22 protein-coding genes are annotated in these 24,752 nt (G+C 55.0%); 11 read left to right on the plus strand and 11 right to left on the minus strand.

Annotated elements, in window-relative coordinates; translation table 11 throughout:
- Nucleotides 1–58: 58 nt before the first annotated feature.
- Genes FN037_RS13520 through FN037_RS13550 form a run of 7 tightly spaced genes read right to left on the minus strand, consistent with a single transcriptional unit; the run spans nt 59 to nt 8,723 of the window.
- Entirely contained in the window at nt 59–1,171 is a 1,113-nt protein-coding gene (locus FN037_RS13520) for a M24 family metallopeptidase (RefSeq protein ID WP_142502468.1), read from the minus strand.
- Nucleotides 1,171–2,397, minus strand: coding sequence for a M20 family metallopeptidase (locus FN037_RS13525; RefSeq protein ID WP_142502766.1), 1,227 nt, complete (start codon nt 2,395–2,397; stop codon nt 1,171–1,173). Before FN037_RS13525 ends, FN037_RS13520 begins: the two co-directional genes overlap by 1 nt.
- 10 nt (nt 2,398–2,407) lie before the next feature.
- Nucleotides 2,408–4,045, minus strand: a complete 1,638-nt coding sequence (gene nikE / locus FN037_RS13530; protein ID WP_142502469.1) for an ABC transporter ATP-binding protein — start codon at nt 4,043–4,045, stop codon at nt 2,408–2,410.
- On the minus strand, nt 4,045–4,872 hold the full coding sequence (locus tag FN037_RS13535; RefSeq protein ID WP_142502470.1) for an ABC transporter permease: 828 nt from the start codon (nt 4,870–4,872) through the stop codon (nt 4,045–4,047). The genes nikE and FN037_RS13535 overlap by 1 nt, the downstream gene beginning before the upstream one ends.
- Nucleotides 4,865–5,812, minus strand: a complete 948-nt coding sequence (locus tag FN037_RS13540; protein ID WP_142502471.1) for an ABC transporter permease — start codon at nt 5,810–5,812, stop codon at nt 4,865–4,867. Before FN037_RS13540 ends, FN037_RS13535 begins: the two co-directional genes overlap by 8 nt.
- A gap of 10 nt (nt 5,813–5,822) precedes the next feature.
- Nucleotides 5,823–7,421 carry an ABC transporter substrate-binding protein gene (locus FN037_RS13545; RefSeq protein ID WP_142502472.1) on the minus strand — a complete coding sequence of 533 codons (1,599 nt, stop codon included), beginning with the start codon at nt 7,419–7,421 and terminating at the stop codon, nt 5,823–5,825.
- A gap of 21 nt (nt 7,422–7,442) precedes the next feature.
- Nucleotides 7,443–8,723 (minus strand): M20/M25/M40 family metallo-hydrolase, encoded by a 1,281-nt coding sequence (locus FN037_RS13550; RefSeq protein WP_142502767.1) that lies wholly within the window; start codon nt 8,721–8,723, stop codon nt 7,443–7,445.
- Between the two features lie 79 nt (nt 8,724–8,802).
- Here FN037_RS13550 and FN037_RS13555 point away from each other — a divergent pair, with 79 nt between their 5' ends.
- On the plus strand, nt 8,803–9,573 hold the full coding sequence (locus tag FN037_RS13555; protein WP_142502473.1) for a GntR family transcriptional regulator: 771 nt from the start codon (nt 8,803–8,805) through the stop codon (nt 9,571–9,573).
- Nucleotides 9,574–9,831: 258 nt separating this feature from the next.
- Here the strand turns inward: FN037_RS13555 and FN037_RS13560 are convergent, their stop codons facing one another.
- Nucleotides 9,832–10,761 carry a LysR family transcriptional regulator gene (locus tag FN037_RS13560; protein WP_142502474.1) on the minus strand — a complete coding sequence of 310 codons (930 nt, stop codon included), beginning with the start codon at nt 10,759–10,761 and terminating at the stop codon, nt 9,832–9,834.
- Between the two features lie 302 nt (nt 10,762–11,063).
- On the opposite strand from FN037_RS13560, the gene FN037_RS13565 reads away from it, so the two are divergent.
- Complete coding sequence (locus FN037_RS13565; protein WP_142502475.1) at nt 11,064–12,020, plus strand: aldo/keto reductase; 957 nt, start codon at nt 11,064–11,066, stop codon at nt 12,018–12,020.
- A gap of 60 nt (nt 12,021–12,080) precedes the next feature.
- On the plus strand, nt 12,081–13,496 hold the full coding sequence (locus tag FN037_RS13570) for an MFS transporter (protein WP_260607874.1): 1,416 nt from the start codon (nt 12,081–12,083) through the stop codon (nt 13,494–13,496).
- A gap of 298 nt (nt 13,497–13,794) precedes the next feature.
- Here the strand turns inward: FN037_RS13570 and FN037_RS13575 are convergent, their stop codons facing one another.
- The 3 genes from FN037_RS13575 to FN037_RS13585 all read right to left on the minus strand — a co-directional run bounded on the left by FN037_RS13575 (nt 13,795) and on the right by FN037_RS13585 (nt 16,677).
- Complete coding sequence (locus FN037_RS13575) at nt 13,795–15,117, minus strand: FKBP-type peptidyl-prolyl cis-trans isomerase N-terminal domain-containing protein (protein ID WP_142502476.1); 1,323 nt, start codon at nt 15,115–15,117, stop codon at nt 13,795–13,797.
- Nucleotides 15,114–15,500, minus strand: a complete 387-nt coding sequence (locus FN037_RS13580) for a hypothetical protein (protein ID WP_260607875.1) — start codon at nt 15,498–15,500, stop codon at nt 15,114–15,116. The genes FN037_RS13575 and FN037_RS13580 overlap by 4 nt, the downstream gene beginning before the upstream one ends.
- Before the next feature lie 265 nt (nt 15,501–15,765).
- On the minus strand, nt 15,766–16,677 hold the full coding sequence (locus FN037_RS13585) for a LysR family transcriptional regulator (RefSeq protein ID WP_142502478.1): 912 nt from the start codon (nt 16,675–16,677) through the stop codon (nt 15,766–15,768).
- A 115-nt stretch (nt 16,678–16,792) separates the two neighbouring features.
- On the opposite strand from FN037_RS13585, the gene speB reads away from it, so the two are divergent.
- From speB to FN037_RS13625, 8 genes are all read left to right on the plus strand, one after another.
- Nucleotides 16,793–17,743, plus strand: a complete 951-nt coding sequence (speB, locus tag FN037_RS13590) for an agmatinase (protein WP_138359709.1) — start codon at nt 16,793–16,795, stop codon at nt 17,741–17,743.
- Nucleotides 17,744–17,753: 10 nt separating this feature from the next.
- Entirely contained in the window at nt 17,754–18,602 is an 849-nt protein-coding gene (locus tag FN037_RS13595; protein ID WP_138359711.1) for a sugar phosphate isomerase/epimerase family protein, read from the plus strand.
- A 12-nt stretch (nt 18,603–18,614) separates the two neighbouring features.
- Nucleotides 18,615–19,691, plus strand: a complete 1,077-nt coding sequence (locus tag FN037_RS13600; protein WP_138359713.1) for an isopenicillin N synthase family oxygenase — start codon at nt 18,615–18,617, stop codon at nt 19,689–19,691.
- A gap of 19 nt (nt 19,692–19,710) precedes the next feature.
- Nucleotides 19,711–20,514 carry an ABC transporter substrate-binding protein gene (locus FN037_RS13605; protein ID WP_138359867.1) on the plus strand — a complete coding sequence of 268 codons (804 nt, stop codon included), beginning with the start codon at nt 19,711–19,713 and terminating at the stop codon, nt 20,512–20,514.
- Nucleotides 20,515–20,538: 24 nt separating this feature from the next.
- Nucleotides 20,539–22,059 carry an amino acid ABC transporter permease/ATP-binding protein gene (locus tag FN037_RS13610; RefSeq protein ID WP_138359715.1) on the plus strand — a complete coding sequence of 507 codons (1,521 nt, stop codon included), beginning with the start codon at nt 20,539–20,541 and terminating at the stop codon, nt 22,057–22,059.
- On the plus strand, nt 22,060–22,788 hold the full coding sequence (locus FN037_RS13615; RefSeq protein ID WP_138359717.1) for a class II aldolase/adducin family protein: 729 nt from the start codon (nt 22,060–22,062) through the stop codon (nt 22,786–22,788).
- A gap of 5 nt (nt 22,789–22,793) precedes the next feature.
- Nucleotides 22,794–23,726 carry a 2-hydroxyacid dehydrogenase gene (locus tag FN037_RS13620; protein WP_138359719.1) on the plus strand — a complete coding sequence of 311 codons (933 nt, stop codon included), beginning with the start codon at nt 22,794–22,796 and terminating at the stop codon, nt 23,724–23,726.
- 74 nt (nt 23,727–23,800) lie between these two features.
- The gene (locus FN037_RS13625) at nt 23,801–24,595 is read left to right on the plus strand and encodes an SDR family NAD(P)-dependent oxidoreductase (RefSeq protein WP_138359721.1); all 795 of its coding nucleotides are present in this window, start codon (nt 23,801–23,803) and stop codon (nt 24,593–24,595) included.
- Nucleotides 24,596–24,752 lie beyond the last annotated feature (157 nt).

Below are 24,752 nucleotides of genomic sequence, written 5' to 3' on the forward strand. Positions count from 1 at the left end.
GGCGGTAACGCGGGTTCGTTTGCCCGCGTGAACCTCTTTTTTCGGGGGAGTGCAGCTTTTAACTTTCGGGCAGCGATAACAGCTGCCGTGGCAGCATTGTCAGCCGCTCAGCCCCTTCCGGGGTCACGCGCACCGTTTCACTGAATGCCAGGCTCTGCGCAGAAATATACATGTGGAACACCATATCCTCTTCCAGTAACCATGACGCATTGACATGAAAACTGGTAGAAAAATCACTGGGGCGCGGCGTACGCGTATACAGCCCCAGCGCATATCCGGTCACATTGGGATAATCCTTACGCAATCCGCGATTCAGTAACGTCTCCCGCACAATGGCGTCAACGTCACCGGCACTTACCCCAGGTTTCATTGCCCTGAGTTGTTGATCCTGAATCGCGATCAACTGCTCTGCCAGTTCAGCGCGCTGTGATGAAATATCCCCGACGATAAACGGACGCATCAGGCGGGCGCTGTAGTGCCTGACCCTGGGTATGAGTTCGACATGCAGGACATCGTGGCGCCGCAGACGCTGCTCATGCCCACTGGCGTGCAGAAAGCCGCTGTCACCGCTGGCAATCACAATAGGCCCCGTTTCGCCGGTGTCCGCGCCGAGGCGCAAAAACTGCCCGGCTGCCAGCGCGGCAACATCACGCACGCGCCAGCCGCCCTGCGCGTCATGACCAATGCGGTTCATCGTGGCATCGGCAATAACCGCAGCCTGACGCAGGGCGATCAACTCCGCGGGAAATTTGACGCTACGCAGCCGGTCGCTAATGGCGGTTAAATCGCACCATTGCGCGTCAGGCAAGTGCCGTGCGAGCTGCCGCCAGCTGTGTACCGTCATGCCATAAGAGTAAAAGTCAGCACCGATACGTGCCCGCAGATAACCGCGACGTACGAGGCTATGCGCCACCGCGTACCAGGGATCGTCATCGTCACGATAAGTCTCTATCTCCAGCGCTGGCGACTGGGCGCGGCAAGGTGCTGCGTCCAACTGACGCAGCACCATCCAGGGTTCGCCATGAAGGGGAACCAGGCATGCGCGATACAGCGTTTCAGAGACGGTATAACCGGTTAACCAGGCCAGCAACTCGCCGTGATCGATCACCATAATATCGACCGCTTCCTGCTGCATCGCGGCACGCAGTCGGCTCAGTGCTTCCGCAATCATTATTCCCCCTCAACCGGCTGGCAGATCGCCAGAATAGCGAGAAGATAGATCTTCACCATATCGAGGAATTCACTGATTTCCACGCGCTCATCCGGCATGGTGTTGTACTTACCGCCCGGGCCGCAAACAATCCCTTCCATACCCGCATGTTGATAAAAATGCGCCGCATCGGTGCCATAGAAAGCGGGAGGCGTGATCACACCGGTCGGTTGCTCCGTGCCGCGCACGGTTTTCCAGGCGCGGTTCACCGCTTTCACAATCGGCGAATCAGGGGAAACTTCAAACGGCAACATCGTGGGTTTATCGCGCATACCGTCATCAAAAAGCGCGGCCTGAAGTCCGGGATAGCGCAGACACAGCGTATCCAGCAGCGCCTGCAAATCCGCCAGTACGCCTTCCACCGTTTGCCCTGGAGCGAAACGGGCGGAACCTTTTAAGCGAACAAAATCAGCCACCTGCGGCGGACGCCACTCTTCCAGTTCGCGCCCCAGAGCGCCATGTACGGTACCGATGTGCCCCCGGTTGATTTTACGATGTTCGTCGGTTTTCGCGCCGCTAAAGATCATGCTGTTGATCTGCGGAATCAGCTCCACCGCAGCACGGATAGCGTCAACCGCTTCCTCGCGTTTTGAGAGGTGCCGCGTATCCCCGGTCAGTTCGATGGTGAACATCAGTGAACCAGCATGCATCGTCAGCGCCTGCAAATCGGTGGGTTCTGCGTTAATAAAATAGTCCGCGCGGATCCCCTGCTCAATCGCCGCCAGCGTGCCGATCCCCCCCTGCAACTCCCCCACCACATAAGTCAGGATCACATCGCCTTTCAGCTTCACACCGGCATCAATCAGCGTTTTCAGCGCACAGAAATAAGCGGCATCCCCTGCTTTCATGTTTGACACGCCGATACCGTAAATAAACTGGTCGTCAATTTTCCCTTCCCAGGGATCGACGCTCCAGCCTTCGGTGACCGGGTTGGTATCAAGATGCCCATTAAACAACAAACTGTTGCCGCCACCACAACCAGGCAGACGGCCAATGGCATTGAGCCTGTCGCCAGGTACTTTTTGCAGTTCAGTTTCCAGGCCCAGGGCTTTCATCTGCCCGGCCATATACTTCGCTAACTCGCGTTCACCGTCAGTGGCGCTGTAACTCTTGTGCTGCACCATCTTTGCCAGAAAGGAGAGACAAAACTCGCGATCGATATGGTGAATTAACTGTTCAGGATTCATGCGCTTCTCGTTAAGCAACGGACTTAGATAGATCAGGAACATGCACCGCATCAAGCAATGCACAGGTATAGGGATGTTGTGCCAGCGCAGCCATATTCTCGCCGGGTAACACTTCCACCACATCGCCGCGATACATTACCGCCACGCGATGGGCGATCTGGCGGATCAGGTTGAGGTCATGGGTGATAAACAGATAAGCAGTGCCGTAGCGACGACGCAGCGCCAGTAATAGTTCAATAATGGTGGCCTGCACCGAGACATCCAGCGCGGCGGTGATCTCATCGCAAATCACCAAGTCTGGGGGACTGGCGAACGCCCGCGCGATAGCGACCCGTTGTTTCTGGCCGCCCGACAGCGCGTGCGGATAGCGGCTGGCGAATTCGGCGGGCAAACGTACCTCTTCAAGCAAGCGCGCTACCGCCTGCGATTCCGTTTCACCCGGCGGTAAACCGTAGAGGCGAAGAGGACGGGCAATAATTTCACCAATCGTCATTCGCGGGTTAAGTGACGCATCCGGGTGTTGAAAGATCATCTGCACGCGGCGGCGGTACTCCTTATCCATCTGTGCCCGCCCATGCACGCTGTAGCCGCAAAAATCGATCATGCCGTCAAACGGCACCAGGCCGGTAATCGCTTTACCCAACGAGGATTTCCCGGAGCCTGACTCCCCCACCACGCCAAGAATCTCGCCCTGATGAACGGCCAGCGAGACGGCGTTAGCGGCGCGCGTGGTATTGGCTTCTCGCTTCAACAGACGGTCAATGCATCTCTGTTGACCGTAATCAATAGTCAACTTTTCAAGACTGAGTAGCGGTTGCGTTCCTGCGGCATCCTGTACTAACCGATGCTGCGGATTGGGGACTGCGGCGATCAGTTTTCGGGTGTAATCGTTGCGCGGAGAGCGGAACAGACTATGCGTGTGAGCCTGTTCAACAATACGTCCTTTCTCCAGCACGCAGACCCGGTTAGCGACTTTCGTCACCAGAGCCAAATCGTGAGAGATATACAGCGATGCCACGCCCGTCTCTTCGCGCAGGCGTTCATAAAGATCGAGAATTTGCGCCGCGCTAATCACATCCAAAGCGGTAGTCGGTTCATCAAAAATCATGCAATCCGGCTGGCAGGCAAAAGCGGTGGCGATCAGGATGCGCTGCTTTTCACCACCGGAAACCTGGTGCGGATAGCGCCGCATCATGCGCGCCGGATGTTTCAGCTCCACATCATGCAGTAGCGCTTCCCCCAGTTCCTGCGCTTCACGCGAGGACAAACCACGATGGCGGCGCAACACTTCCGTTACCTGTTCACCCAGCGTTAGCGTGGGATTGAGCGACGCGCTGGGATCCTGAAAAATCATCCCCAGTTTTGCGCCGCGTAACGCCATCAGTTTCGGCGTCGGCATACTGAGCAGGCTGTTGCCGTGCAAACGGATATCGCCCTCGATTTCGCGTGCGTTACGCGCCAGCCAGCGCATGATCGCCCAGCCCAGCGTGGTTTTACCGGAACCAGACTCGCCCACCAGTCCCAGCACTTCACCCGGCATCACTTGCAGGGTGATATCGCGCAGCACCGGCAGGATCTGACCATTCTGCAACGCGTAATCGAGGCTGTAATTCTCCACCGACAGCACCGGTGCAAGGTTGTCACTCATCAGTGGCTCCTTGGATTAAGTACGTCGCGCAAACCATCACCGAGCAAGTTAAACCCAATGGCGACCAGCGCAATGGCAAGACCGGGGATCATCATCATCCACGGCGCATTAAAAAAATACGCCCGGGCTTCCGAGACCATCAGTCCCCACTCCGGCTCAGGCGGCTGCGCGCCAAGGCCGAGGAAACTCAACGTAGCAAACAGCATGATGGCGAACGCCACGCGGATAGTGGCTTCGACGATGATCGGGGCCAGAATGTTTGGCAACATCTCCCTCAGAATGATGTAGTACCCCGCTTCACCCCGTGCGATAGCGGAATTGATGTAATCCTGCTGACGCGCCGCCAGCGCCACGCTGCGCGAGATACGCACCATTCCGGGTACAAAGGCGATCGTAATAGCCAGCACCGCATTCATGCTGCTCTGCCCCAGCGTACTGACAATCAGCAGCGCGAATAACAGGCTGGGGATCGCCATTACCGCATCCATAGTGCGCATCATAAATTCATCTATTTTGCCCCCCAGATAGGCGCTGGCGGTGCCAAGCACCGAGCCGATAATCATCGCTAAGGCGGTTGCCAGCAGTGACAACAAGATAGTGGACCGTGCGCCAACCATGACCCGGCTGAAAATGTCGCGCCCCATCTGATCGGTGCCAAACCAGTGCTCAGCGCCAGGTGGTTTGTAACGGGTCAGAATGGAGATCGCTTCAGGATCAAAAGGCGCAATCCGTGCACCGCCCACCACCATCAGCAATGCCAGCAGTAAAATCAACACCCCGGCGGCCCCCTGCGGTGAACGCAGTAAACGTTTCAGTATCTCAGGCATAGGAAATTCGCTTATCCAGAATGACGTAGGCCAGATCGGCCAGGAAATTCACCACCGAATAGGTCACCGCGAGGATCATCACGCCCGCCTGAATGGTCGGCAGATCGCGCGCCTCTACCGCAACGATCAGCTCGCGGCCAATCCCCGGAATAGCGAAAATCTCCTCCACCACCACAATGCCGCCGAGCAAATAACCGACATCCAACGCCACAATGGTGATGGTCGGGAGCAGACCATTGCGCAACGCATGTCGCCACAAAATGCGACGGCGCGATAAGCCCTTCAACCATGCGGCGCGAATGTAGTCGGTGTGCAGCACATCCACCATTTCGGAGCGCACCATACGGGAGACATGCGCCACCAGAATCAGCGCCACCGTCATTGACGGCAAAATCAGATGCTGGATCCCGCTGATAACATTCTCGCTCAGGGGCACATAGCCGGTTGCAGGCAAGATCTGCCAGACATCGGCAAACAACAGCAATACCAGCGTGGCAGTAACGAATTCCGGAAAAGAGATACCGATGTAGGAGATGACGCTGACCAGTACATCGGCGGTTTTTCCCCGCCGCACAGCGGCCCAGATGCCGAGCGGGATGGCGATTATCAGCATCAGCACCAGTGCGCACGCCGCCAGCAGCAGCGAACGAGATAACGCCGTCAGCAATGTCGGACCGACCGGCAGACCATTGCGCATTGACACGCCAAAATTGCCCTGTAACGCGTGGGTCAGCCAGTGCCAGTATTGTAACCATGCCGGGGCATCCAGCCCCAGCCGTTCACGCACAACGGCTAATGCTTCCGGCGTGGCGTTCTGTCCCAGCAGGGTGACAGCCGCATCCGCTGGCAACAGTTGCGTGATCCCGAAGACCAGCAGCGACACCACCAGTAAGGTGTAAATCATCAGCAGAAGACGTTTAAACAGATAACTTGCTGTCACCGGTCGCTCCTTACATTGCGCGTCTGGGGGCTTTGTCAGTCAACCATACATGGTCGAGACGGAAGACCGCGCCGCGCGGATGAAGATGATAACCGCCGACGTAATCGCGGCTCGCCGCCAGCAGATCGAAGAAGGTCGGGATCAGTGACGGCACCCCGTCATACATCAATTGCTGCGCTTTGCCATATAACCGGGTACGTTGGGCTTCATCGTTGGTTTCTCGCGCGGCGTTAACCGCGGCATCAAATTCCGTGTTATTCCAGCGCGTTTCGTTCCACGATGCGGTAGAGGTGTAGAGCAGCGAGAACACCGCATCCGGGGTCGGCTGCATGTTGTAAAAACCCACGTAGAAATTACCTTTTTTCCACACCTGATCGAGATAGGTGCTATGCGCCATGGTCTGAACATTGATACGAAAACCGCCCTGCTTCGCCATTTCGCGCAGCGCGATACCCAGTTGCGTGCGGGTTGCCGGTTTGTCTGAGGCGATCAGGGTTAAATCGAGGCCATTGGGATAACCCGCTTCCGCCAGCAAGGCTTTGGCTTTGCTGTAATCCACAACCTTTTTTGCCAGACTGGCGTAGTAAGGATAAGAAGCGTTGATTGGCGTGTCGTTTCCAGGCGCCCCCAGACCATCGGCCACGAAATCCACGGTGGCCTGGCGATCAACACATAACGCCAGCGCCTGACGTACGCGTACATCATTGAACGGTTTCTGATCGCAGCCCATGTTGACATTCAGGAACTGACCTGAAGCCACACGCAGCGGCAGCACGCCGGATGATTTGCTGAGGCGGGCAAATTCACTCGACTGCGCGCTCAGCATCAGATCGGTATCACCGGCGATCAGCGCCGAGCTTTCAGCGATTCCATCGGGATAGACCACCACCTCCACCCCATCCAGATATGGACGCATCGGATCGTAATAATGCGGGTTACGTTTCACCACAATTTTGCGCTCGGGATCATATGACACCAGTTGAAAAGGACCGGCGCCCAGCGAGGCTTTGCTGAGTTTGTCATACTGACCCCGGGCAATACTGGCCGGGATAATTTTCGCGTCCGGATAGGCGAGCATTACCGGTAAATCGGCATACGGCGCGTCCGTTTCAATCAACACCGTACCGCCGTCTTTGGCGCTGACTTTATTGATTGGGCCGATATTGTGCAGAGCCGGCGAGGCATTGCCGGGATCGAGCAACGCCTGCAGGCTGGCGACCACATCGTCGGCGGTTAAAGCGGACCCATCGCTAAATTTCAGGTTCGGACGTAACACAAAGGTCCACTGTTTCAGGTCGGCGCTGGCTTGCCAGGATTGCGCCAGATCCGCTTCGGCTTTCATCTCCTGAGTGAGGCGAGTCAGTCCGCTGTACAGCAGTTCCGCCACCAGATATTCCGGATTGACGCGTGCCTGATGGGGATTCAGCACGCTGACGGCCTGATCAACACTGATGCGCAATACGCCCCCTTTACGTGGGGTACCGCCCGGTGTAGCGCTGGCGACCTGCGCCGCATGAGCCGAAAACGACCAGGGTAGCATCGCCGCACCGGTCAAAACGGTTGAGCTGGCGATAAACTGTCGGCGGTTTAACCCTTTCATTGCGCACATGTTCTCTTCCTCGTAAGTTTGTTAACGACCCGGGGGGTGTTGAAAATCATCGGCGAGATACGCCAGAATGGACTGCGAAAGCGCGATCAGATCTGACAGGGTGGTATACTCATCGGCGGCATGAATGCGGTTGTCAGGCCGTGCCAGACCCCCCAGCAGAATCTCCTGAATACCGGCCTGCTGCACCCACCCCATATCAGAGCTGGTCGATGAGCCCCAGGCGTCGAACGCTTCAGGTTTAAAGCCAAACCCCTGGCTCAGCGCCGCCTGCCAGCGCGGCCAATGTGGCCCAACGGGATCGCTTACCGGCGCCAAATGGCCGATCATTTGTACTGTGACGTCAAGGGCATCACTGCCCTGCATAGCGCTATCTACGCAGCACGTCAGTTCCTGCCAGACATCGTCGAAATCTTCTTCGGGGGCATAGCGACGGTTGATCAACAGCTCGAAACGTTCAGGGATGGTGGAACCTTTGCTGCCGCCGTGGGCGGCGGCCAGCGTCAGACGCGAAGTCAGCGGCTTACCGTGATAATGCGGTGGCGCCGGCATCGCTGAGGTGCGCTGTTCAACCTCGGTTTTCAGCTTATAGAGGGCGTGCATCAGCGGCAGCGCGGTTTCGATGGCATTGATGCCGTTAACCGGATCGCCTGAATGCGCCGATCGCCCGGTGATAATCACTTTGAGATCGATGCTCCCGAAGCAACCTGACCAGATGCGTGGCACTGCGCCACCGTTAAAACTGAGCAGATGACCCGCGATATACTGCTGTTCAGCCAGATAGCGAATGCCGGGATAAAGCCCCCCTTCTTCATCGCTACACAGCAAAAAAACCGGGTTGAAACGCAAACGCAAATGACAGACCTGTGCGGCACGAATAGCGGCTATCGCCGCGACAATCGTCCCTTTCATATCCGCCGCGCCGCGGCCAAAAAGTTTACCCTCCGCTTCGGTAAGCGCCAGCGGTGGATAACGCCAGCCATCACCGGCAGGGACGGTATCGGTGTGGAAATAGAGATTGCAGTTTTCCGTAGCCCCGGCATTGAGGGTTGCCAGCAGATTCACCCTTTCGCCCCAGGCGCTGCCATCAGGGGCTTGCCACAAATTTTCCGGCACGGAAACGCGCTGAAAGCTAAACTGCATCGGCGTTAGCAGTTGCGTCATCAAATCAGCAAATTGCGCATAGCCACTACCGGGAGGAAAGCAGGTATCGACGACCAGCATGCGTTGCAAATCGTCAGTCATCTGCGCGCCGTCCTGAGCTATTTTCTCTAACGCACTGTTTAGATGTGAATAATATGACATCATTTTTTTGTCTGCTATATTTCTATATAGTTTATAGATAATTCAATTCAACGATTCAGGTCAATCGGTAATCGGAAACATGCAAAAAAACTATGACGCAGGTGATGAACAACCCTTCTCTCGCTTAGCCGAAGGAGAAGGCGCACCGCTTTATGAAGTCGTGAAACGCCATATCAGCGAGTCGATTCTGCAAGGCGAACTGCCCGCCGGCACGATCTTACCCAGTGAAAACAGCCTGGCGGCAAATTTTGGCGTGTCCGTTGGCACTGTGCGTAAAGCCCTGTCAGCGCTGACCAGCGAAGGCATGCTAATGCGGCGCCGCAAAACCGGCACGGTGGTAACCGGCTGGGCGCAACTGCATAATCTCAGCCACTTTTTTCAGTACTTCCGTCTGCATGACAACGCGGGTGGCCTGTTACGCTCTGAGACGCTGTTGCTTGATTATCAGTTGAGTAGCGCCAGCGTCGCGGAAGCGGAGAAGCTGCAAATTGAAGCTGGCGATGACGTTATCCGCTTAAAACGTTTGCGCCGGGTAAAAGGCATCGCCGCCATGCATGAAAGCTTAGTGTTGCCTGCCGCGCGTCTGCCGGATTTTCCGCCTGCGGATCAATTGCCCCCGCTGCTCTATCGCTTTTTATTTGAGCGTTACGATCTGCGGGTAGCCGCTGTACGCGAACAGATTACCGCGACGCTGGCAAACGAACAGGACGCCGCGTTGTTAGAGGTGGCGTTGCCGCATGCTGTGATGGTGATTGACGAAGTCTCTTTCGACCAGAGCGCCACGCCGGTCATCCTCGCGCATCATCGGTTCAATACTGAGCATTTTATGTATGTGAATGAGGTGAGATAAGCGCCGGAATGGGTGCATATCTATCAGAAGGAACATCGGCGTCTGAAAGGCGGTGGGTCGCCGGATACGGCTGATGACAGGCCGCATCCGGATAATAGGAAACTGTTTTAACCCATTAATTCAGAGCAAAAACCAAAACGTGTTCTTCGCAATACCTGCGTTCTTGCGTTGAAAAAATCGCTTTCGCAGATTGTCAGGGAAGAGGCTATATCCACTCTCTTTGCCTTTGCGCCCACAGCGTATCGCAAAAGCCCCCCCTTATCGCGGATATATTTCCCCACTCGCGGTTGCGGAGGCCTGACCGGAATGCTGAATACTGCGCAGACATTGCTCCAGATAATCAAGAAACAAACGTACGCGCGGCGCCAAAATACGGCTATGGTAGATAGCATGTAAAGGCGCGGCGGGGATCGCAAAATCAGGCAACACAGGGACCAGCCTGCCGGTACGCAAATCATCCGTCACATCCCAACTGGATTTTCGCGCAATACCGTACCCATCCAGCGCCCAACGATGCACAACCTCACCGTCATTCGACATCATCCGGGCATTAATCTTCACTGAAATATCTCCGACGAACACCCACTCGGCAAGCGGATGGTGGCCGATAACCAGACAACTGTGCTGCGCCAGATCCGCAGGCACGGCCGGCATTCCGGCCTGCTGCAGATAAGCGGGCGAGGCGCAAAGAATCCGGTGATTATCCACCAGACGACGCGAAATGTATGACGAGTCATGCAGCCCGCCAAAACGGATGGCAATATCCAGCCCATTTTCCACCGGATCCAGAACACTGTCGCTGAGCAATAACTGGACCTGCAACGCCGGGTAACGAGCACAAAATGTTGCTATCGCCGGCGCGACATAACGCCGCCCCAACGCAACCGGGGCCGTCATGCGTAAATTTCCCACGATCTCAGTACGCCGCTCGGAGATCTGTTGTTCGACATAATCCACTTCGTCCAGCCACTGCCGTGCATGACGGTACAATATTTCACCTTCCGGCGTCAGAGACTGGCTGCGCGTCGTACGTTGCAAAAGACGAACCCCCATTTGATCTTCCAGACTACGTAAACGACGGCTGGCAGCCGGCACCGTCAGCGCCAGTTCCCTGGCGGCGGCGGAAATACTCCCCAGTTCCACAATACGGATAAAGAGCATAAGTAGCTTAAGGTCGGTAATCAGCATGATTATTGCCTTTTCAGGTAAGGTAGCATTGATTTTTTACCTTATTGTTTATTTGAAACGCAATTATTAATCTGAAAAAAGTCATCCGGCAAAGACATGAGCCATGCCACGGGTCATCCTGGAAACGCGTCTTACTGGCCGCCCGCATGACGCTATATCGTACAGACAAGCCACGCTTACGGGATACCCGGCGCAATATCATGGGTCAGACCACAATGTCGTGGCGCCGGTTGAAGCTGTCGTAACAAACGCACGGTTCCCTGGACATTAATGGGGTAATTCACTAATCAGGAGTCATAAGAATGAACAAACGTCCTCTCGGTAACACGGGCTTGTCAATCGCGCCGCTGGTGTTCGGCGGCAATGTTTTTGGCTGGACGATTGATGAGAAAACCAGCTTTGATGTACTGGATACATTTGTCGACCACGGCTTCGACGCCATTGACACCGCAGATGTATATTCTCTGTGGGCGCCCGGGAACCAGGGGGGGGAATCAGAAACCATTATTGGCCGCTGGCTCAAGGCGCGCCCCGGCATGCGTGACAACATCCGGCTATTTACGAAGGTGGGTTCCGATCTGGGGATCCCCGGGCATGAGGGGTTGTCTAAAAAATGGATATTCCAGGCGGTTGAAGATTCGCTGCGACGTCTGAATACGGACTATATCGACCTCTATTTTTCCCACTGGCCGGACCCAAAAACCCCGTGTGAAGAAACACTGGAAGCATTCCAGTCTTTACTGCAGGCGGGAAAAATTCGCGCGATGGGCGCGTCTAACCTTGATGCGCAGCAGCTTTCCGCGGCTCTGGACGTTTCACGTAAAAACAGTCTCCCTGCCTGGCAAGTCCTGCAGCCGGAATACAACCTTTATGACCGGGCTGGCTTTGAAGGCGAGTTGTGTGACCTGTGCGTGGAAAACAATATCGGGGTCGTCACCTACTACAGCCTCGCTTCCGGTTTCCTGACCGGGAAATACCGCAGCACATCCGACCTGGCGCACAGCAAACGTGGAGAAGGACTGGCGAAATATATGACGCCGCGCGGGATGCGGATTGTCGATACGCTGGTTACCGTTGCGCAAGCGCACAATGCCAAACCGGCGGAAGTCGCCCTGGCCTGGCTTATCGGGCGTAAAGGGGTAAGCGCACCCATCGCCAGCGCCACCAGCCGCGGCCAGGTGGAGAGCTTTGCCAGAGCCGTGACGCTCACACTCACTGCAGAGCAGACGGCAGCCCTGGATGCCGCCAGCGACGAATAATTATCATCGCCGGGCGCGCTGATGGGCCCGGTTTTCACCTTACCGACGCAGCATAATAATATGATGCCAATAACGTTGAATCGTCAGACTCTGACAGCCCTTCTGGTAGCCGGTGTTTTCTTTATGGAAAACCTTGACGCCACCATCATCACCACTGCGCTCCCGGTTATGGCACATGATTTTCACATTTTACCCGCGCAGTTATCTGTCGGGGTATCCGCTTATCTGGTATCCCTGACAGTATTTATTCCAATTAGCGGCTGGATGGCGGACCGCTTTGGCGCCCGACGGATATTTCCCGCCGCGATTGCGATTTTTACGCTGACATCCCTGCTGTGTTCCCTGAGTAACGGGCTATGGAGCTTTACCGTCGCGCGGATATTGCAGGGTATTGGCGGTGCCATGATGGTACCTGTCGGGCGACTGGTCGTTTTGCGTAATACTCCCCGGGAAAACATCGTCAATGCCATTGCAATACTGACCTGGCCCGCGCTAATCGCCCCTATTCTCGGCCCGCCGCTGGGCGGCTGGATTAGTTCATACTGGGGATGGCGGTGGATTTTCCTGCTGAACATCCCTTTAGGCGTAATTGCGTTTTGCGCGTCACTTGCGCTTATCCGTAACGATGAACAACGCGTCGGACGCTTTGATCTGACCGGCTTTATTCTGAGCGCGCTGGCCTTCGCCCTGTTTATGTCGGGGATTGAATTAGCCAGCCGGGACGATATTCCGACCGGATTATGGAGCAGCGTCCTGCTGTCTGGCCTGGTGTTACTGGCGCTCACCGGTCGCCATATGAAACGTGCGCCTGCGCCGTTGTTCGACCTGACGCCGCTGGCCATTCCGACCTTTCGCGTCACGGCGGTGGGCGGTTCCCTGTTTCGTACCGCCATCGGCAGCGCCCCGTTTTTGCTCCCGCTGATGTTCCAGGTTGGATTCGGCTGGAGCCCCGTCGCATCCGGGGTAATGTTGTTGTGGCTGTTTGCCGGAAACCTGGCGATGAAACCTGCAACGACATGGATTATGCAGCAGTTCGGCTTCCGGCGGGTGCTCTTAGGAAATGGTCTGCTGGTCTCTCTGGGGTTTGTCGGTTGCGCGCTGCTCAACCAGGATACCCCACATGCACTGGTCGCCGTACTCATGTTTTTCTGCGGGATGACTCGTTCCATGCATTTTACGGCATTAAATACTCTGGGGTTTGCTGACGTTCCGCAACCTCAAATGCGCGATGCCACAACGCTATTTTCAGTCATGCAGCAGATGAATGCCGGGACGGGAATTGCCGTTGGCGCGCTGGTGCTGTCGATCGCCCAGTACATACATGGCACTCAGGCGATCGGCGCGCACAGCGATGATTTCCGGCTGGCGTTCTGGATGATGACCCTCATTGCCGCGCTGGCGATGGTGGACAGCCTATTCCTGAAATCCGATGCCGGGCACGCGGTTCTTGTGAAAAAACAGCCGGTAAAACAATGATGCTGGCGTTCTGTCCACCCCGGAGAATAGCGGACGACGGCTCACCTTAAAAGGATTAACAATCAATAGACTGGAGACAGATAACAAACCTGTATTAGCGATTATGCCCGCATTTACGCCGGGTGGCGGCTGCGCCTTACCCGGCCTACGTGACCTTCGGCATTTGGTAACGCAGGCCCGACAAGCACAGCGCCGCCGGGCGATTGCCGAATCCGGCGCTTTATCAGCAATCAGAGCAGACCTGTTATAACCCGTATTCCAGGCTTAATTCGAAAAAAATAGCTTAACAAACCTGTGATTAACGCGCCTGCGGAAGCAATTCAAAAGTAATGGATATCAATGTATCAGGGGCAATATCCTCCGGCGTCGTGCTATACAGTGAACCTGCCTGACCATACAGCGTAACCGTTCCGCCTTTCAAACCGGCTGATAATATTTTCTCCATCAGAGGATCGATTTTCTTATTGTATACCATGTTAGAGTTCATCGTATTCAATATAGGTGTACCATCAAGCTTCTTTTCCAGTATATTCATGGATAACGTCTCATCAGGCTTGTATTTCTGCTTGCCTTTTTTATCAATAACGAAATATACGCCGTTCGGTAAGATTTCATACTTTTTGTTTTTTATCTTTGCCATAATTTTCTTTTCGAGATCGACGTACTTTAATGACATCTGCTCATTAAGATTTTTGATGATATTTTCTATTTCATCGTCTTTAATTTTAAGTTTTTTATTGTAAGCATCATTAAACCCTGCAACCAATGCGGATGGCGTGAGTTTTACATTGTTATCAGCCATCTTATGCATCTCTGATAATGCCTGGGTAAGGTAAAACACGCCTAATGCATAAGCATTTTTGTTGCTTTTATCAGCAAGATTAATATCCTTTTCTTTTGTCGATAGCTTATCAAGCGCTGACTGCAACTGCGTGTTCTTATCTGTTAAAGCGGCTACTGACGCATCATATTTTTTCTGCGCCGTCTCCGCGGCAGTAGCAAGCTCAGCGTTCTTTTTCGTCAGCGCGTCGATATCCGCTTTCTGCCTGCCTTCGCTCTGCGCACGCTGGCTTTTCAGTTCCGCGATCTGCGCCGACAGCGTGCGGGTGGTCTCGTCCAGCTTTTTCTGCGCCGTCTCCGCGGCAGTAGCAAGCTCGGCGTTCTTTTTCGTCAGCGCGTCGATATTCGTTTTCTGCCCGCCTTCATTGGGCGCACGCTGGCTTTTCAATTCCGCGATCTGTGCCGACAGCGTACGGGTGGTTTCGTCGAGCTTTTTCTGTGCGGCTGTCGCGGCCGCACTCAGTTCCGCGTTCTGTTTTCGCAGAATATTAATCGTATTTTCCGTTTTTGTTTTATTATATTGAGTGGCTTTATTCCTGGTAACGTCTTGCTTCTGCGTCGTATTCTTACCGCTGTTCTTTTTTTCTTGATTGACCGATATCGACTCTCCGGAACCGGCATCTACAGGCGGTGAGTTTTTTATCTCAAGTTTAGAGATGCTATCAAGAAAGCCTCCCTCCTCGGCGCGAGCAGGGAGCATCACAAAAAGGGCTGAAAGAGCAAATACAATCGCAAGACTGCTAAGATCGTAGATATTCAGTTTCCCTTTATGGCATCTCATCTGGCGCGCCCATCCTGGAGATCGGCTTTTCTTGCTCTGGTTTCAAACTCTTTTATTAATTTCTGAGAAATACTATTACATTTATCGTTTATCTTATATTCGAAAAGCGGCGTAATCGTTGACTTCACGTTAGCCGATGTCTGCTCGGAAACAGAAGCATAAAACTTAGCATCGTTGATTAAACCATACAGCTCACTGGAATCCTTCTGAAACTTTCTGTCTAATTTAACCAGGGCCTCAGCATCCTGGATACACTGCTGGATAGCCGAAATCTGAGCCGACTGTTGATTTTGACTATTTTCTTTTTTAATTAATGCACTCTCTGTTTTTTTAGTATTTACACACCCCTGTAATAAAAAAACAGAAATGCAAACTAATGCCAACGCGCTATTCCTTATCATTGTCCCCATCCGTCAAAAAATAGTGAGAAAAACACATCTATTGATTCCAGCAGAAAAATTTTTAGCAAACAATGTTCTGAGTTGGATTTAACATTAATTCGGATAAAACACGCAAAAAGGTTATTTTTTAACCAGATGATAAATGGGAATAGTCCTGGCAAAAAGCAAAATGGCTTTTAGCTACAAATGCCTCCGCCCAACCTCTGGTGATATGAAAATGGCCGCGGAGATTCCGCTCAGACCGACTTCATTCACTCCACTTCGGTCTGGCCACCGTATTCTTCTTCAGGAGATCACGAAACGCTTTCAAAAAAGGTTCATTGCTGCGCCCGCGTTTGCATATCGCCGAGAATGGCGACTGAAAACCAAACTCATTAGGCAATAATACCCGCAGCCGATTCTCTTTAATCCACGGCCAGGCGTAATGCTCTGGAAGATAACCGATATATTTCCCCGACAGAATCAACAGCAGCTGCGCATCCACCGTTTCAACGGTGGCGCTGCCCTTGCTGAATCCACGCCGCCGCAGGTCGCTGGTGTTCCAGTAACTGCGTGTTACCAGCGGGCACTGGCTGATCTGATCTTTGTCCAGTTGTCGGCTGAAGAACATCGGATGCAGATCGCTACAGTACAACCAGTGCTGCTCGCGATACAGCGGTTCGCTGATAATGTTATGCACCCGCGAGTTATAGCTGCCAATGGCAAGATCGATCTGGTTATTCAATACGCCGTTAAGCTGTTCCGCCGGGGTACGGATAATCAGCTTGATATGCACATTGGGGAACTTATCGCTAAAGCTGCGTAGCACCACCGGCAGCGACAGCGCGGTTTCGGTTTCGATGGAGTCGAGCACTGAGATACAAATCGTTCCACTGTGCTCGCCTTTTAGCAGCGCCGACTGGCGCTCCAGCTCGTTCAGTTCACTCAGTACGCGGATCGCCTGCTGCAAAAAATGCTGGCCCTTCTCGGTCAGGGCAAAACCGCCGCGTCCGCGCTGGCACAGGCTAAAACCAAGCTGGCTTTCCAGTTGCGACATCGCATTGCTGATCGCGGATACAGAGATCCCCAGCTCCTGCTGGGCCCGGTTATAGCTCTCAAGACGGGCCACCGTCTCGAAAACCTGTAGCTGTCGAATATTTAGCGTGGCGTCATTAAGCATGGCGTTTAGTTCACAAATAAATGAACTGAGTATTTACGGCAGACGATGTAAAGTCCAGCACATCTTTCGCACAATCCCTGCTGTTGAGTTTTGTATGTCAGATTCAGGAGCAGAAATGGATAACGTCTTTCATCAACCGCAAGGTGGCAACGAGATGCCGCGCTTTGCTGGCCGCGCAACAATGATGCGTCTGCCATTTATTGAAGATTTACAGGGACTTGATGCAGCATTCGTCGGCATTCCGCTGGATATCGGAACGTCCCAGCGCTCGGGGACGCGCTACGGACCACGCTATATTCGTAACGAATCAGTCATGATTCGTCCATACAACATGGCTACCGGCGCGGCCCCCTTTGATTCACTGTCGGTAGCGGATATCGGTGACGTAGCGATTAACACCTACAGTCTGCTGAAATCCGTGCAGATCATCGAAGATTACTACACTGGTTTAAATAGTTTCCCGCTGATTCCCCTGACGCTGGGGGGCGACCACACCATCACCCTGCCGATCCTGCGCGCGCTGACCAAAAAACATGGTCCGGTCGGCCTGATTCATGTTGATGCCCATACCGATACCAACGATGAGATGTTCGGCGAAAAAATCGCCCACGGCACCACCTTCCGCCGCGCCGTCGAAGAGGGGCTGCTGGACCTTAAACGCGTCGTCCAGATAGGCCAGCGCGCCCAGGGCTATGCCGCCGGAGACTTCCAGTGGGGCGTCGATCAGGGCTTTCGTCTGGTGCAGGCGGAGCAATGCTGGCACAAATCCCTGGCACCGCTGATGGCGGAAGTTCGCCAGCAAATGGGCGAGGGTCCGGTCTATCTCAGCTTTGATATCGACAGCCTCGATCCCATCTGGGCGCCCGGCACCGGCACCCCGGAAGTGGGCGGCCTGACGTCGATTCAGGCGCTGGAGATTGTGCGCGGCTGCCGCGGCCTGAACCTGATTGGCTGCGACCTCGTTGAAGTCTCTCCGCCCTATGACATCAGCGGCAACACCGCGCAGCTGGCCGCCAACCTGCTGTATGAAATGCTCTGCGTTCTCCCCGGCGTGAAATATGAATAGAGGATAAACCATGCAGCTCAACGTCTTTCGCACGCTGTGGGGCGTCACCACCCCGTGGCAGCAAACGGTTAGCGAACTCAAAAGCGCCGGCTGCTGCGGCATTGAAGCGCGAGTCCCGCTTAGCGCAGAAGAGCAGCAGACGCTGGGTCGGCGGATTGAAGCGTCGGCGCTCCAGTATATCGCCATCGTGTTTAGCGGCGGCGGCGTCATTCCGGCTCAGTCGGAAACGCCGGCGCAGCATCTGGAACGTTTAAAAGAACGATTTGCGGCGGCGAAAGCGTTGAATCCTCGTTTCGTCAACCTGCTGGCCGGTAATGATCGCTGGCCGCTGGCGCAGCAGGTCGATTTTCTCGGTAAGGCTCATGAGCTGGCCGCCGAGTATGAGCTGACCTGCAGCTTTGAAACCCATCGCGCCACGTCGCTGTATAGCCCATGGCTGACGCTGGAGATCATTCAGCAACTGCCGCAGTTGCGCTTTACCGCGGATATCAGCCACTGGATTGTCGTGAGCGAGCGCCTGCTCGACGACCCCTGCGATGATTTCAGCACCTTTATTGAACGGGTACACCATATTCAGGCCCGCGTCGGATATGACCAGGGGCCGCAGGTGCCGCATCCCGCCGCGCCGGAATACCAGGCTGCCCTGCGGTTTCAACAGCGTTTCTGGCAGCAGATCTGGCAATCGCAACGCCAGCGTGGCTACCAGCACACCACGCTGACGCCGGAATTTGGCCCCGATGGTTATTTGCATCACCTGCCGTTTACCAACGTTCCGGTGGCCGATCTCTGGTCGCTGAACGCCTGGATAGCCCAGCATGAACAGCAGCATTTTGTTGAATTTACCTCGCTAACTGAATAAGGAACTGCCGAAATGACCGCCGCAAAAAGTGCTTTTACTGAATTACCGATAATAGATATCAGCGATCTGGCCTGCGACGATCCCGCCAAACGCCAGGCGGTGGCCGACACCATCGGCCGGGCCGCCCGTGACGTCGGCTTTTTCTACATTACCGGTCACGGCATTGCGCCCGAATTGATCGCCGGGATCCGCGCGGCGGCAAAACAGATTTTCGCCCTGCCGATGCAGCGCAAGATGGCGTACTACATCGGCCAGTCAAAAAGCCACAAAGGTTATGTCCCCGAGGGCGAAGAGATTTACGGCTCCGGCAAACCGGACCATAAAGAGGCGTTCGATATCGGCTTCCAGGCCGCCGACGATCACCCTCTGGTCATTGCCAGAACACCGCTGATTGGCGCCAACGAGTGGCCGGATGTCCCGGAGTTTAAATCCCGGGTGCTGGCCTACTATGATGCGGTATTCGCACTCGGGCATCGCTTGTTTGATGCCTTTGCTCTCGCCCTCGGTCTGCCGGAAGGCTATTTCCGTTCCATGGTCACCTGCCCGCCTTCAAAACTGCGCCTGATCCACTACCCCTTTGACGCCAGCGCCGAAGATGTTCCCGGTATTGGCGCACATACCGACTACGAGTGTTTCACTCTACTGCTCGCCGACCAGCCGGGCCTCGAAGTGCTGAATGAAGATAGCAACTGGATCGACGCCCCACCGCTGAAAAGCGCCAGCGGAGAAGAGGCTTTCGTGATTAATATCGGCGACATGCTGGAAGTGTTGAGCGCTGGCACATTTGTTGCAACAGCCCACCGGGTACGCAAGGTGCCGCAGGAACGCTACTCCTTCCCGCTGTTTTTCGCCTGCGACTATCACACGCTGATTCGCCCCCTTCCGGGCTTCCTCGAAGCAGGCGAAGCCAGCGAGTATCAGGAACTGAGCATCGGCGAACATATGTGGAGCCAGGCGCTGCAGACTTATCGCTACCTGCGCGAGAAAGTCACCAGAGGTGAGCTCCAGCTCCCCGAACGCGCCCGCGGCACCAATACATTTGGTCATCTGAAAAAACAAGCGCAACAAAAAACCGTTAACAACCCGTGAGAACCCGTGAGGATAAATGATGAAACAAACGCTAAAAAAACTCTCGCGCCGTGTGGCGTTATCCATCGCCGTCACTGCTTGTTTTTCACCGCTCACTCAGGCGGCTGAATTGCTGACCAACGGCGTATTTAAAGTCGGTATGGAAGTGACCTATCCGCCGTTTGAGTCCTACGACAGCAATAACAATATCGTCGGTATCGACCCGGAGTTCGCGACGCTGATCGCCGAACATCTGAACGCCAAACCGCAGCTTATTGACACGAAATTCACCAGCCTGATTTTAGGCATCGGTAAAAAATATGACGCGGTGATCTCCGGAATGTATGTCACCCCGGAACGCCAGAAACAGGCGGATGCCATCCCTTACGCGTTGTCCGGCGCATCGATTATCGCCCTGAAAAACAGCCCCATTCAGCCGAAAACGGAAGATGAGCTATGCGGCGTGAAGGTGGGTCTGCAACAGGGGACAGCCTGGGTTTCCAGCCTGAAAAAACACTCCGACGACTACTGCCTGAAAAACGGTAAACCGGCCATCAGCATTCAGGAATACCCGACCGCGCCTGAAGTCTCTCAGGCGCTGTTATCAAAAAATATTAACGCCCAGTTAGAAATCGCCCCGGCGGCGCAAATTATTGTCGGGAAAAGCCGTGGTCGCCTGGTAATCAGTTCGAGCCGCCTGGTTTATCCATTACCGCTGGGAATTTACGTCGCCAAAGGCAACACCGAACTGGCCGAGGCCATTAAATCAACGTTAGCCGCCCTTAAAGCCAACGGCAAATATGACGCCATCATCAAGAAATACAACTTAGAAAGCATCGATTAATACAATAAAGAAACAGGAGTCGGTATGGAGTTCGATTGGGGATACTTTTTCTCATTATTTAGCTTTGGCGCATTCTGGCAAGCATGTGTAACCGTTGTCGCGGTCAGTTCGCTGTCCTGGTTTATTGGCCTGATATTAGGTTTTCTTTTAGCCTGCGCCAAGCTCTCCGGCCCGCGCTGGCTAAAAGTTCCCGTCGAACTCTATATTTGGTTTTTCCGCAGCGTACCATTGATGGTATTACTGGTCTTTGTCTATAACCTGCCGCAGCTATTTCCGGTCACCCAGCCGCTGCTCGGTATTCCGTTTATTGCCGGACTGATTTCAATGACGGTGACCGAAGCGGCCTATATGGCGGAAATCCATCGCGGCGGCCTGCTTTCCGTCGCCAAAGGGCAAAGCGAAGCCGGGCATGCATTAAGTTTTAGCTTTATCGGTATCCAGCGCTTAATTATTATCCCGCAGGCGTTTCGCATTTCGCTGCCTACGCTGATTAACGAATATATCACCATCATTAAACTCAGCTCGATTCTGTCGGTGATTTCACTGCCGGAACTGCTGCTTACCGGCCAGCGTCTGTACGCGCAGAATTTCCTCGTGATGGAGACGCTGCTGGCGGTCGCCATCTATTACGTTATGGTGGTCACCGTCTTTAGCTGGCTTTTCCGGGCGCTGGAAAACCTGCTGGATATTCAGCGCAAACGCCCGCAAACGCTTAATGACAGCGAATGCGAAACCCTGCGCCAGAAGCTGAAACCGCCGGTACAGGGGCAAAAGGCGCAGCCCGCCAGCGGCAATCCACCGGCGCTGGATTTGCACGCCATCAAAAAGTCCTGGGGCCAGCATGAGGTGCTGAAAGGTATTGATCTGAAAGTTGAAAATGGCGAAGTGATCAGCATCATCGGGCCGTCAGGTTCCGGCAAAACCACCCTGATCCGCACCATTAACGCCCTTGAAACCATTGATGCCGGCGAAATTATTCTGTATGGCGAAGATTACCTGAAGGGAGCCTCCATTGTTGATAAGCAGCAAATGCGCGCTGGCGTACGCCGCATCGGCATGGTGTTTCAGGGCTTCAACCTGTTCCCCCATCGCACGGTGCTGGATAACGTTATGCTCGCCCCGCTGTATCACAAACTGCTTGATCGCCCGGTGGCCAGAGAGCAGGCGCTGTGGCTGCTGGATCGCGTCGGTCTGCTGGCCCATGCCGAAAAATATCCGTATCAGCTCTCCGGCGGCCAGCAACAACGCGTGGCCATCGCCCGCGCCCTGGCGCTCAAGCCCGATATCATGCTGTTCGATGAACCGACTTCAGCGCTGGATCCGGAGCTGGTTGGCGAAGTGCTGAAAGTAATTCAGTCCCTCGCCCGTGACGGCATGACGATGTTGATCGTGACCCATGAGATGGATTTTGCGTTATCGATTTCTGACCGGATCGTGATGATGGAAAATGGCGTGGTGCAGAGCGATATGCCGCCGCAGCGTATCCGTAACGGCGCCGCCGATCCGTCCCTGACCCGCATTCGTGAATTTATGGGAGTGCAATAAATGGCAACTGAACTGGAATTACGCCAGCAACTGGCCGCCGCCTATCGCCTGGCGGCGCTGTTCGGCTGGGAAGACACGCTGTATACCCACTTCTCCGTGCGCCTGCCCGGCGGCGGCGAGCCGCGTTTTTTGATTAACCCCTTTGGCATGATGTTTGATGAAGTCACGGCCAGCAATCTCATCGTCGTCGATATGCAGGGCAAGGTTGTCGAGGGCAGCGCCCCGGCAAACTCAGCGGGTTTTACTATTCACAGCGCGGTCCATATGGCCCGCGAAGACGCCCATTGCGTTATTCATACCCACACGCTGCCGGGAATGGCGGTCGCCGCCTGTAAAGATGGCCTGCTGCAGCTTAACCAGATCAGCACCGAGTTTTATCAACGCGTCGGCTACCATCCCTATGAGGGCGTGGCGTTCGATCTCGATGAACGCGTACGGATCCAGCAGTCGCTCGGCGATAATATCGCCATGATCCTGCAAAGCCACGGCCTGCTGTCGGTCGGGCGCACCGTCGCCGATGCGTTTTACATCATGTACTATCTGAATCGCGCCTGCGAGATCCAGATGGCCGCCGCGCAGCTGGCGCCGCTCAGTCCCATTCACACGATCCCGGAGCATTTGAGCCAGCACGCCTGCGAGCAGCTTATGGGGGTTGAACATGAACGCCAGTTAGTGTGGCAGGCGTGGCTGCGCCGCCTCGATCGTCTTGATACTGCTTATAAAAACTGATGCCTATGACTCAATTAACTATCGTCGTGGATTGTAACGATCCTCAGTATGCCGGAGAAATTTGCGCGGCATTGAACGCATTCCCCCAGGTGAAGGCGGTTCTGCCCGCCGATCCCACCGCCCGCGAGGCGCAATACGCCTGCTGCTGGTTTCCCGATCCGCAGCTATTGGTTCACTCGCCTCAGTTGCAATTGATCCAGGCCGCGTCTGCCGGGGTCGATCATTTGCCCGCCAGCGTCTTTGCCAGCGACGTGCCGCTCTGCCGGGTGGTTGACGAAGATTTTCGCCACGGCATGTTTGAATATGCCCTGTGGGGCGTGCTTTGGTTTCAGCGCCGCTTCGATCGGGCGCTGGCCCACCAGCGCGAGCGCGTCTGGAAGATATATCCGCAGCGTGCGGCGACCGATTATCACGTTGGCGTGATGGGGCTCGGTGAAATTGGCGGCTATATCGCCACGCAGCTTGCCGGGCTGGAATATCAGGTTTCCGGCTGGGCGCGCAGCGAAAAATCCCTTGCGGGCGTGCGCTGCTATCACGGAGAGGCGCAGGCCGGTGAATTTCTTGGTCAACTGGATGCGCTGATCAACGTTCTGCCGTTAACGGAACAGACGCGAGGCATTCTCGCCCGGCCTTTACTGGCGCAACTGCCCGATGGCGCTGCGCTAATTAACTGCGGCCGCGGCGAGCATATGGTCAATCAGGACGTTCTCCAGGCGCTGGATAGTGGCAAATTATCCGGCGCCGTGCTGGATGTGTTTCCCGTCGAGCCGCTGCCGCAGGATGATCCGCTATGGCAACATCCGCAGGTAGTGATCACCCCACATATGGCCTCCATGGCGCAGACTGAGGTGATTGTCCGCCAGCTACTGGACAACATTCAGCGTCTGCAACAGGCGCTGCCGCTGAAAAATCTTGTTAACAAACAGAGCGGTTATTAACCCGGAAAACGTCAATAGCATCTTATTCACTGCTACGCTTAATGGTCTGTTCGACAAAAAATAAGGCTATCAGCATGAATATTAATTTATCGGGGAAAACCGCACTGATCACCGCCTCCAGCGGCGGTATTGGTTTCGCCATCGCCAAAGGACTGGCAGCCAGCGGGGCGGAAGTCATTATTAATGGTCGTAGCGAACGTAGCGTGAGCGCGGCCATCGCCCGTTTGCAAAATGACGTTCCCGGCGCGAAGCTGCGCCCGGCCATTGCCGACCTGAGCAGCGCCGAAGGCGTCAGCCAACTGGTGCAGGCGGTAAACGGTGTCGACATCCTGGTTAATAACGCCGGTATTTACGGCCCGCTGGATTTCTATGCCACCGACGATGCGACCTGGGAAAACTACTGGCAAACCAACGTGATGTCCGGGGTTCGCCTTTCCCGCGCGCTGCTCCCGGCGATGGTGCAAAAAGGCTGGGGCCGGGTAGTGTTTATCTCTTCGGAATCGGCACGCAATATTCCAGCGGATATGATTCATTACGGAGTCACGAAAACCGCTCAGCTATCGCTGGCCCGCGGGCTGGCGAAGTTTGTCGCCGGTAGCGGCGTCACCGTTAACAGCGTGCTGCCGGGACCAACCATCTCCGATGGCTTTGCCGAAATGATGAAGGACGAAGTCGCGAAGACCGGAAAATCGCTGGAACAACTGGCAAAAGAGTTCGTGATGGCGAACCGCCCGAGTTCGGTGATTCAGCGTGCGGCCTCGGTAGATGAAGTCGCCAATATGGTGGTTTACGTCTGCTCGACTCAGGCCTCCGCGACTTCAGGCGCGGCGCTGCGCGTGGATGGCGGCGTGGTGGATGATATTGTGTGACAAGCTGCGCCCAACCGCAGATTAGCGGTCGGGCGCTTTCGATATCTCTTTTCTGCTCCCGGGAAGCCAGGAGAATCATTCTCGCCTGCGACCTGCACGCTCCGGTTATTCCACGCATACCGTGTCCAGACTGACGGCGACCATTTGCGGCAGCAGA

It is taken from the genome of Klebsiella sp. 2680, from assembly GCF_900198535.1.
Classification (GTDB): Bacteria; Pseudomonadota; Gammaproteobacteria; order Enterobacterales; family Enterobacteriaceae; genus Klebsiella; species Klebsiella indica.

Excerpts from the sequence above, each read along its gene's own strand:
- FN037_RS13520 (WP_142502468.1), bottom strand. The coding sequence starts at position 1,171 with ATGATTGCGGAAGCACTGAGCCGACTGCGTGCCGCGATGCAGCAGGAA.
- FN037_RS13525 (WP_142502766.1), bottom strand. The coding sequence starts at position 2,397 with ATGAATCCTGAACAGTTAATTCACCATATCGATCGCGAGTTTTGTCTC.
- nikE (WP_142502469.1), bottom strand. The coding sequence starts at position 4,045 with ATGAGTGACAACCTTGCACCGGTGCTGTCGGTGGAGAATTACAGCCTC.
- FN037_RS13535 (WP_142502470.1), bottom strand. The coding sequence starts at position 4,872 with ATGCCTGAGATACTGAAACGTTTACTGCGTTCACCGCAGGGGGCCGCC.
- FN037_RS13545 (WP_142502472.1), bottom strand. The coding sequence starts at position 7,421 with ATGTGCGCAATGAAAGGGTTAAACCGCCGACAGTTTATCGCCAGCTCA.
- FN037_RS13550 (WP_142502767.1), bottom strand. The coding sequence starts at position 8,723 with ATGTCATATTATTCACATCTAAACAGTGCGTTAGAGAAAATAGCTCAG.
- FN037_RS13555 (WP_142502473.1), top strand. The coding sequence starts at position 8,803 with ATGCAAAAAAACTATGACGCAGGTGATGAACAACCCTTCTCTCGCTTA.
- FN037_RS13560 (WP_142502474.1), bottom strand. The coding sequence starts at position 10,761 with ATGCTGATTACCGACCTTAAGCTACTTATGCTCTTTATCCGTATTGTG.
- FN037_RS13565 (WP_142502475.1), top strand. The coding sequence starts at position 11,064 with ATGAACAAACGTCCTCTCGGTAACACGGGCTTGTCAATCGCGCCGCTG.
- FN037_RS13570 (WP_260607874.1), top strand. The coding sequence starts at position 12,081 with ATGATGCCAATAACGTTGAATCGTCAGACTCTGACAGCCCTTCTGGTA.
- FN037_RS13575 (WP_142502476.1), bottom strand. The coding sequence starts at position 15,117 with ATGAGATGCCATAAAGGGAAACTGAATATCTACGATCTTAGCAGTCTT.
- FN037_RS13585 (WP_142502478.1), bottom strand. The coding sequence starts at position 16,677 with ATGCTTAATGACGCCACGCTAAATATTCGACAGCTACAGGTTTTCGAG.
- speB (WP_138359709.1), top strand. The coding sequence starts at position 16,793 with ATGGATAACGTCTTTCATCAACCGCAAGGTGGCAACGAGATGCCGCGC.
- FN037_RS13595 (WP_138359711.1), top strand. The coding sequence starts at position 17,754 with ATGCAGCTCAACGTCTTTCGCACGCTGTGGGGCGTCACCACCCCGTGG.
- FN037_RS13600 (WP_138359713.1), top strand. The coding sequence starts at position 18,615 with ATGACCGCCGCAAAAAGTGCTTTTACTGAATTACCGATAATAGATATC.
- FN037_RS13605 (WP_138359867.1), top strand. The coding sequence starts at position 19,711 with ATGAAACAAACGCTAAAAAAACTCTCGCGCCGTGTGGCGTTATCCATC.
- FN037_RS13610 (WP_138359715.1), top strand. The coding sequence starts at position 20,539 with ATGGAGTTCGATTGGGGATACTTTTTCTCATTATTTAGCTTTGGCGCA.
- FN037_RS13615 (WP_138359717.1), top strand. The coding sequence starts at position 22,060 with ATGGCAACTGAACTGGAATTACGCCAGCAACTGGCCGCCGCCTATCGC.
- FN037_RS13620 (WP_138359719.1), top strand. The coding sequence starts at position 22,794 with ATGACTCAATTAACTATCGTCGTGGATTGTAACGATCCTCAGTATGCC.
- FN037_RS13625 (WP_138359721.1), top strand. The coding sequence starts at position 23,801 with ATGAATATTAATTTATCGGGGAAAACCGCACTGATCACCGCCTCCAGC.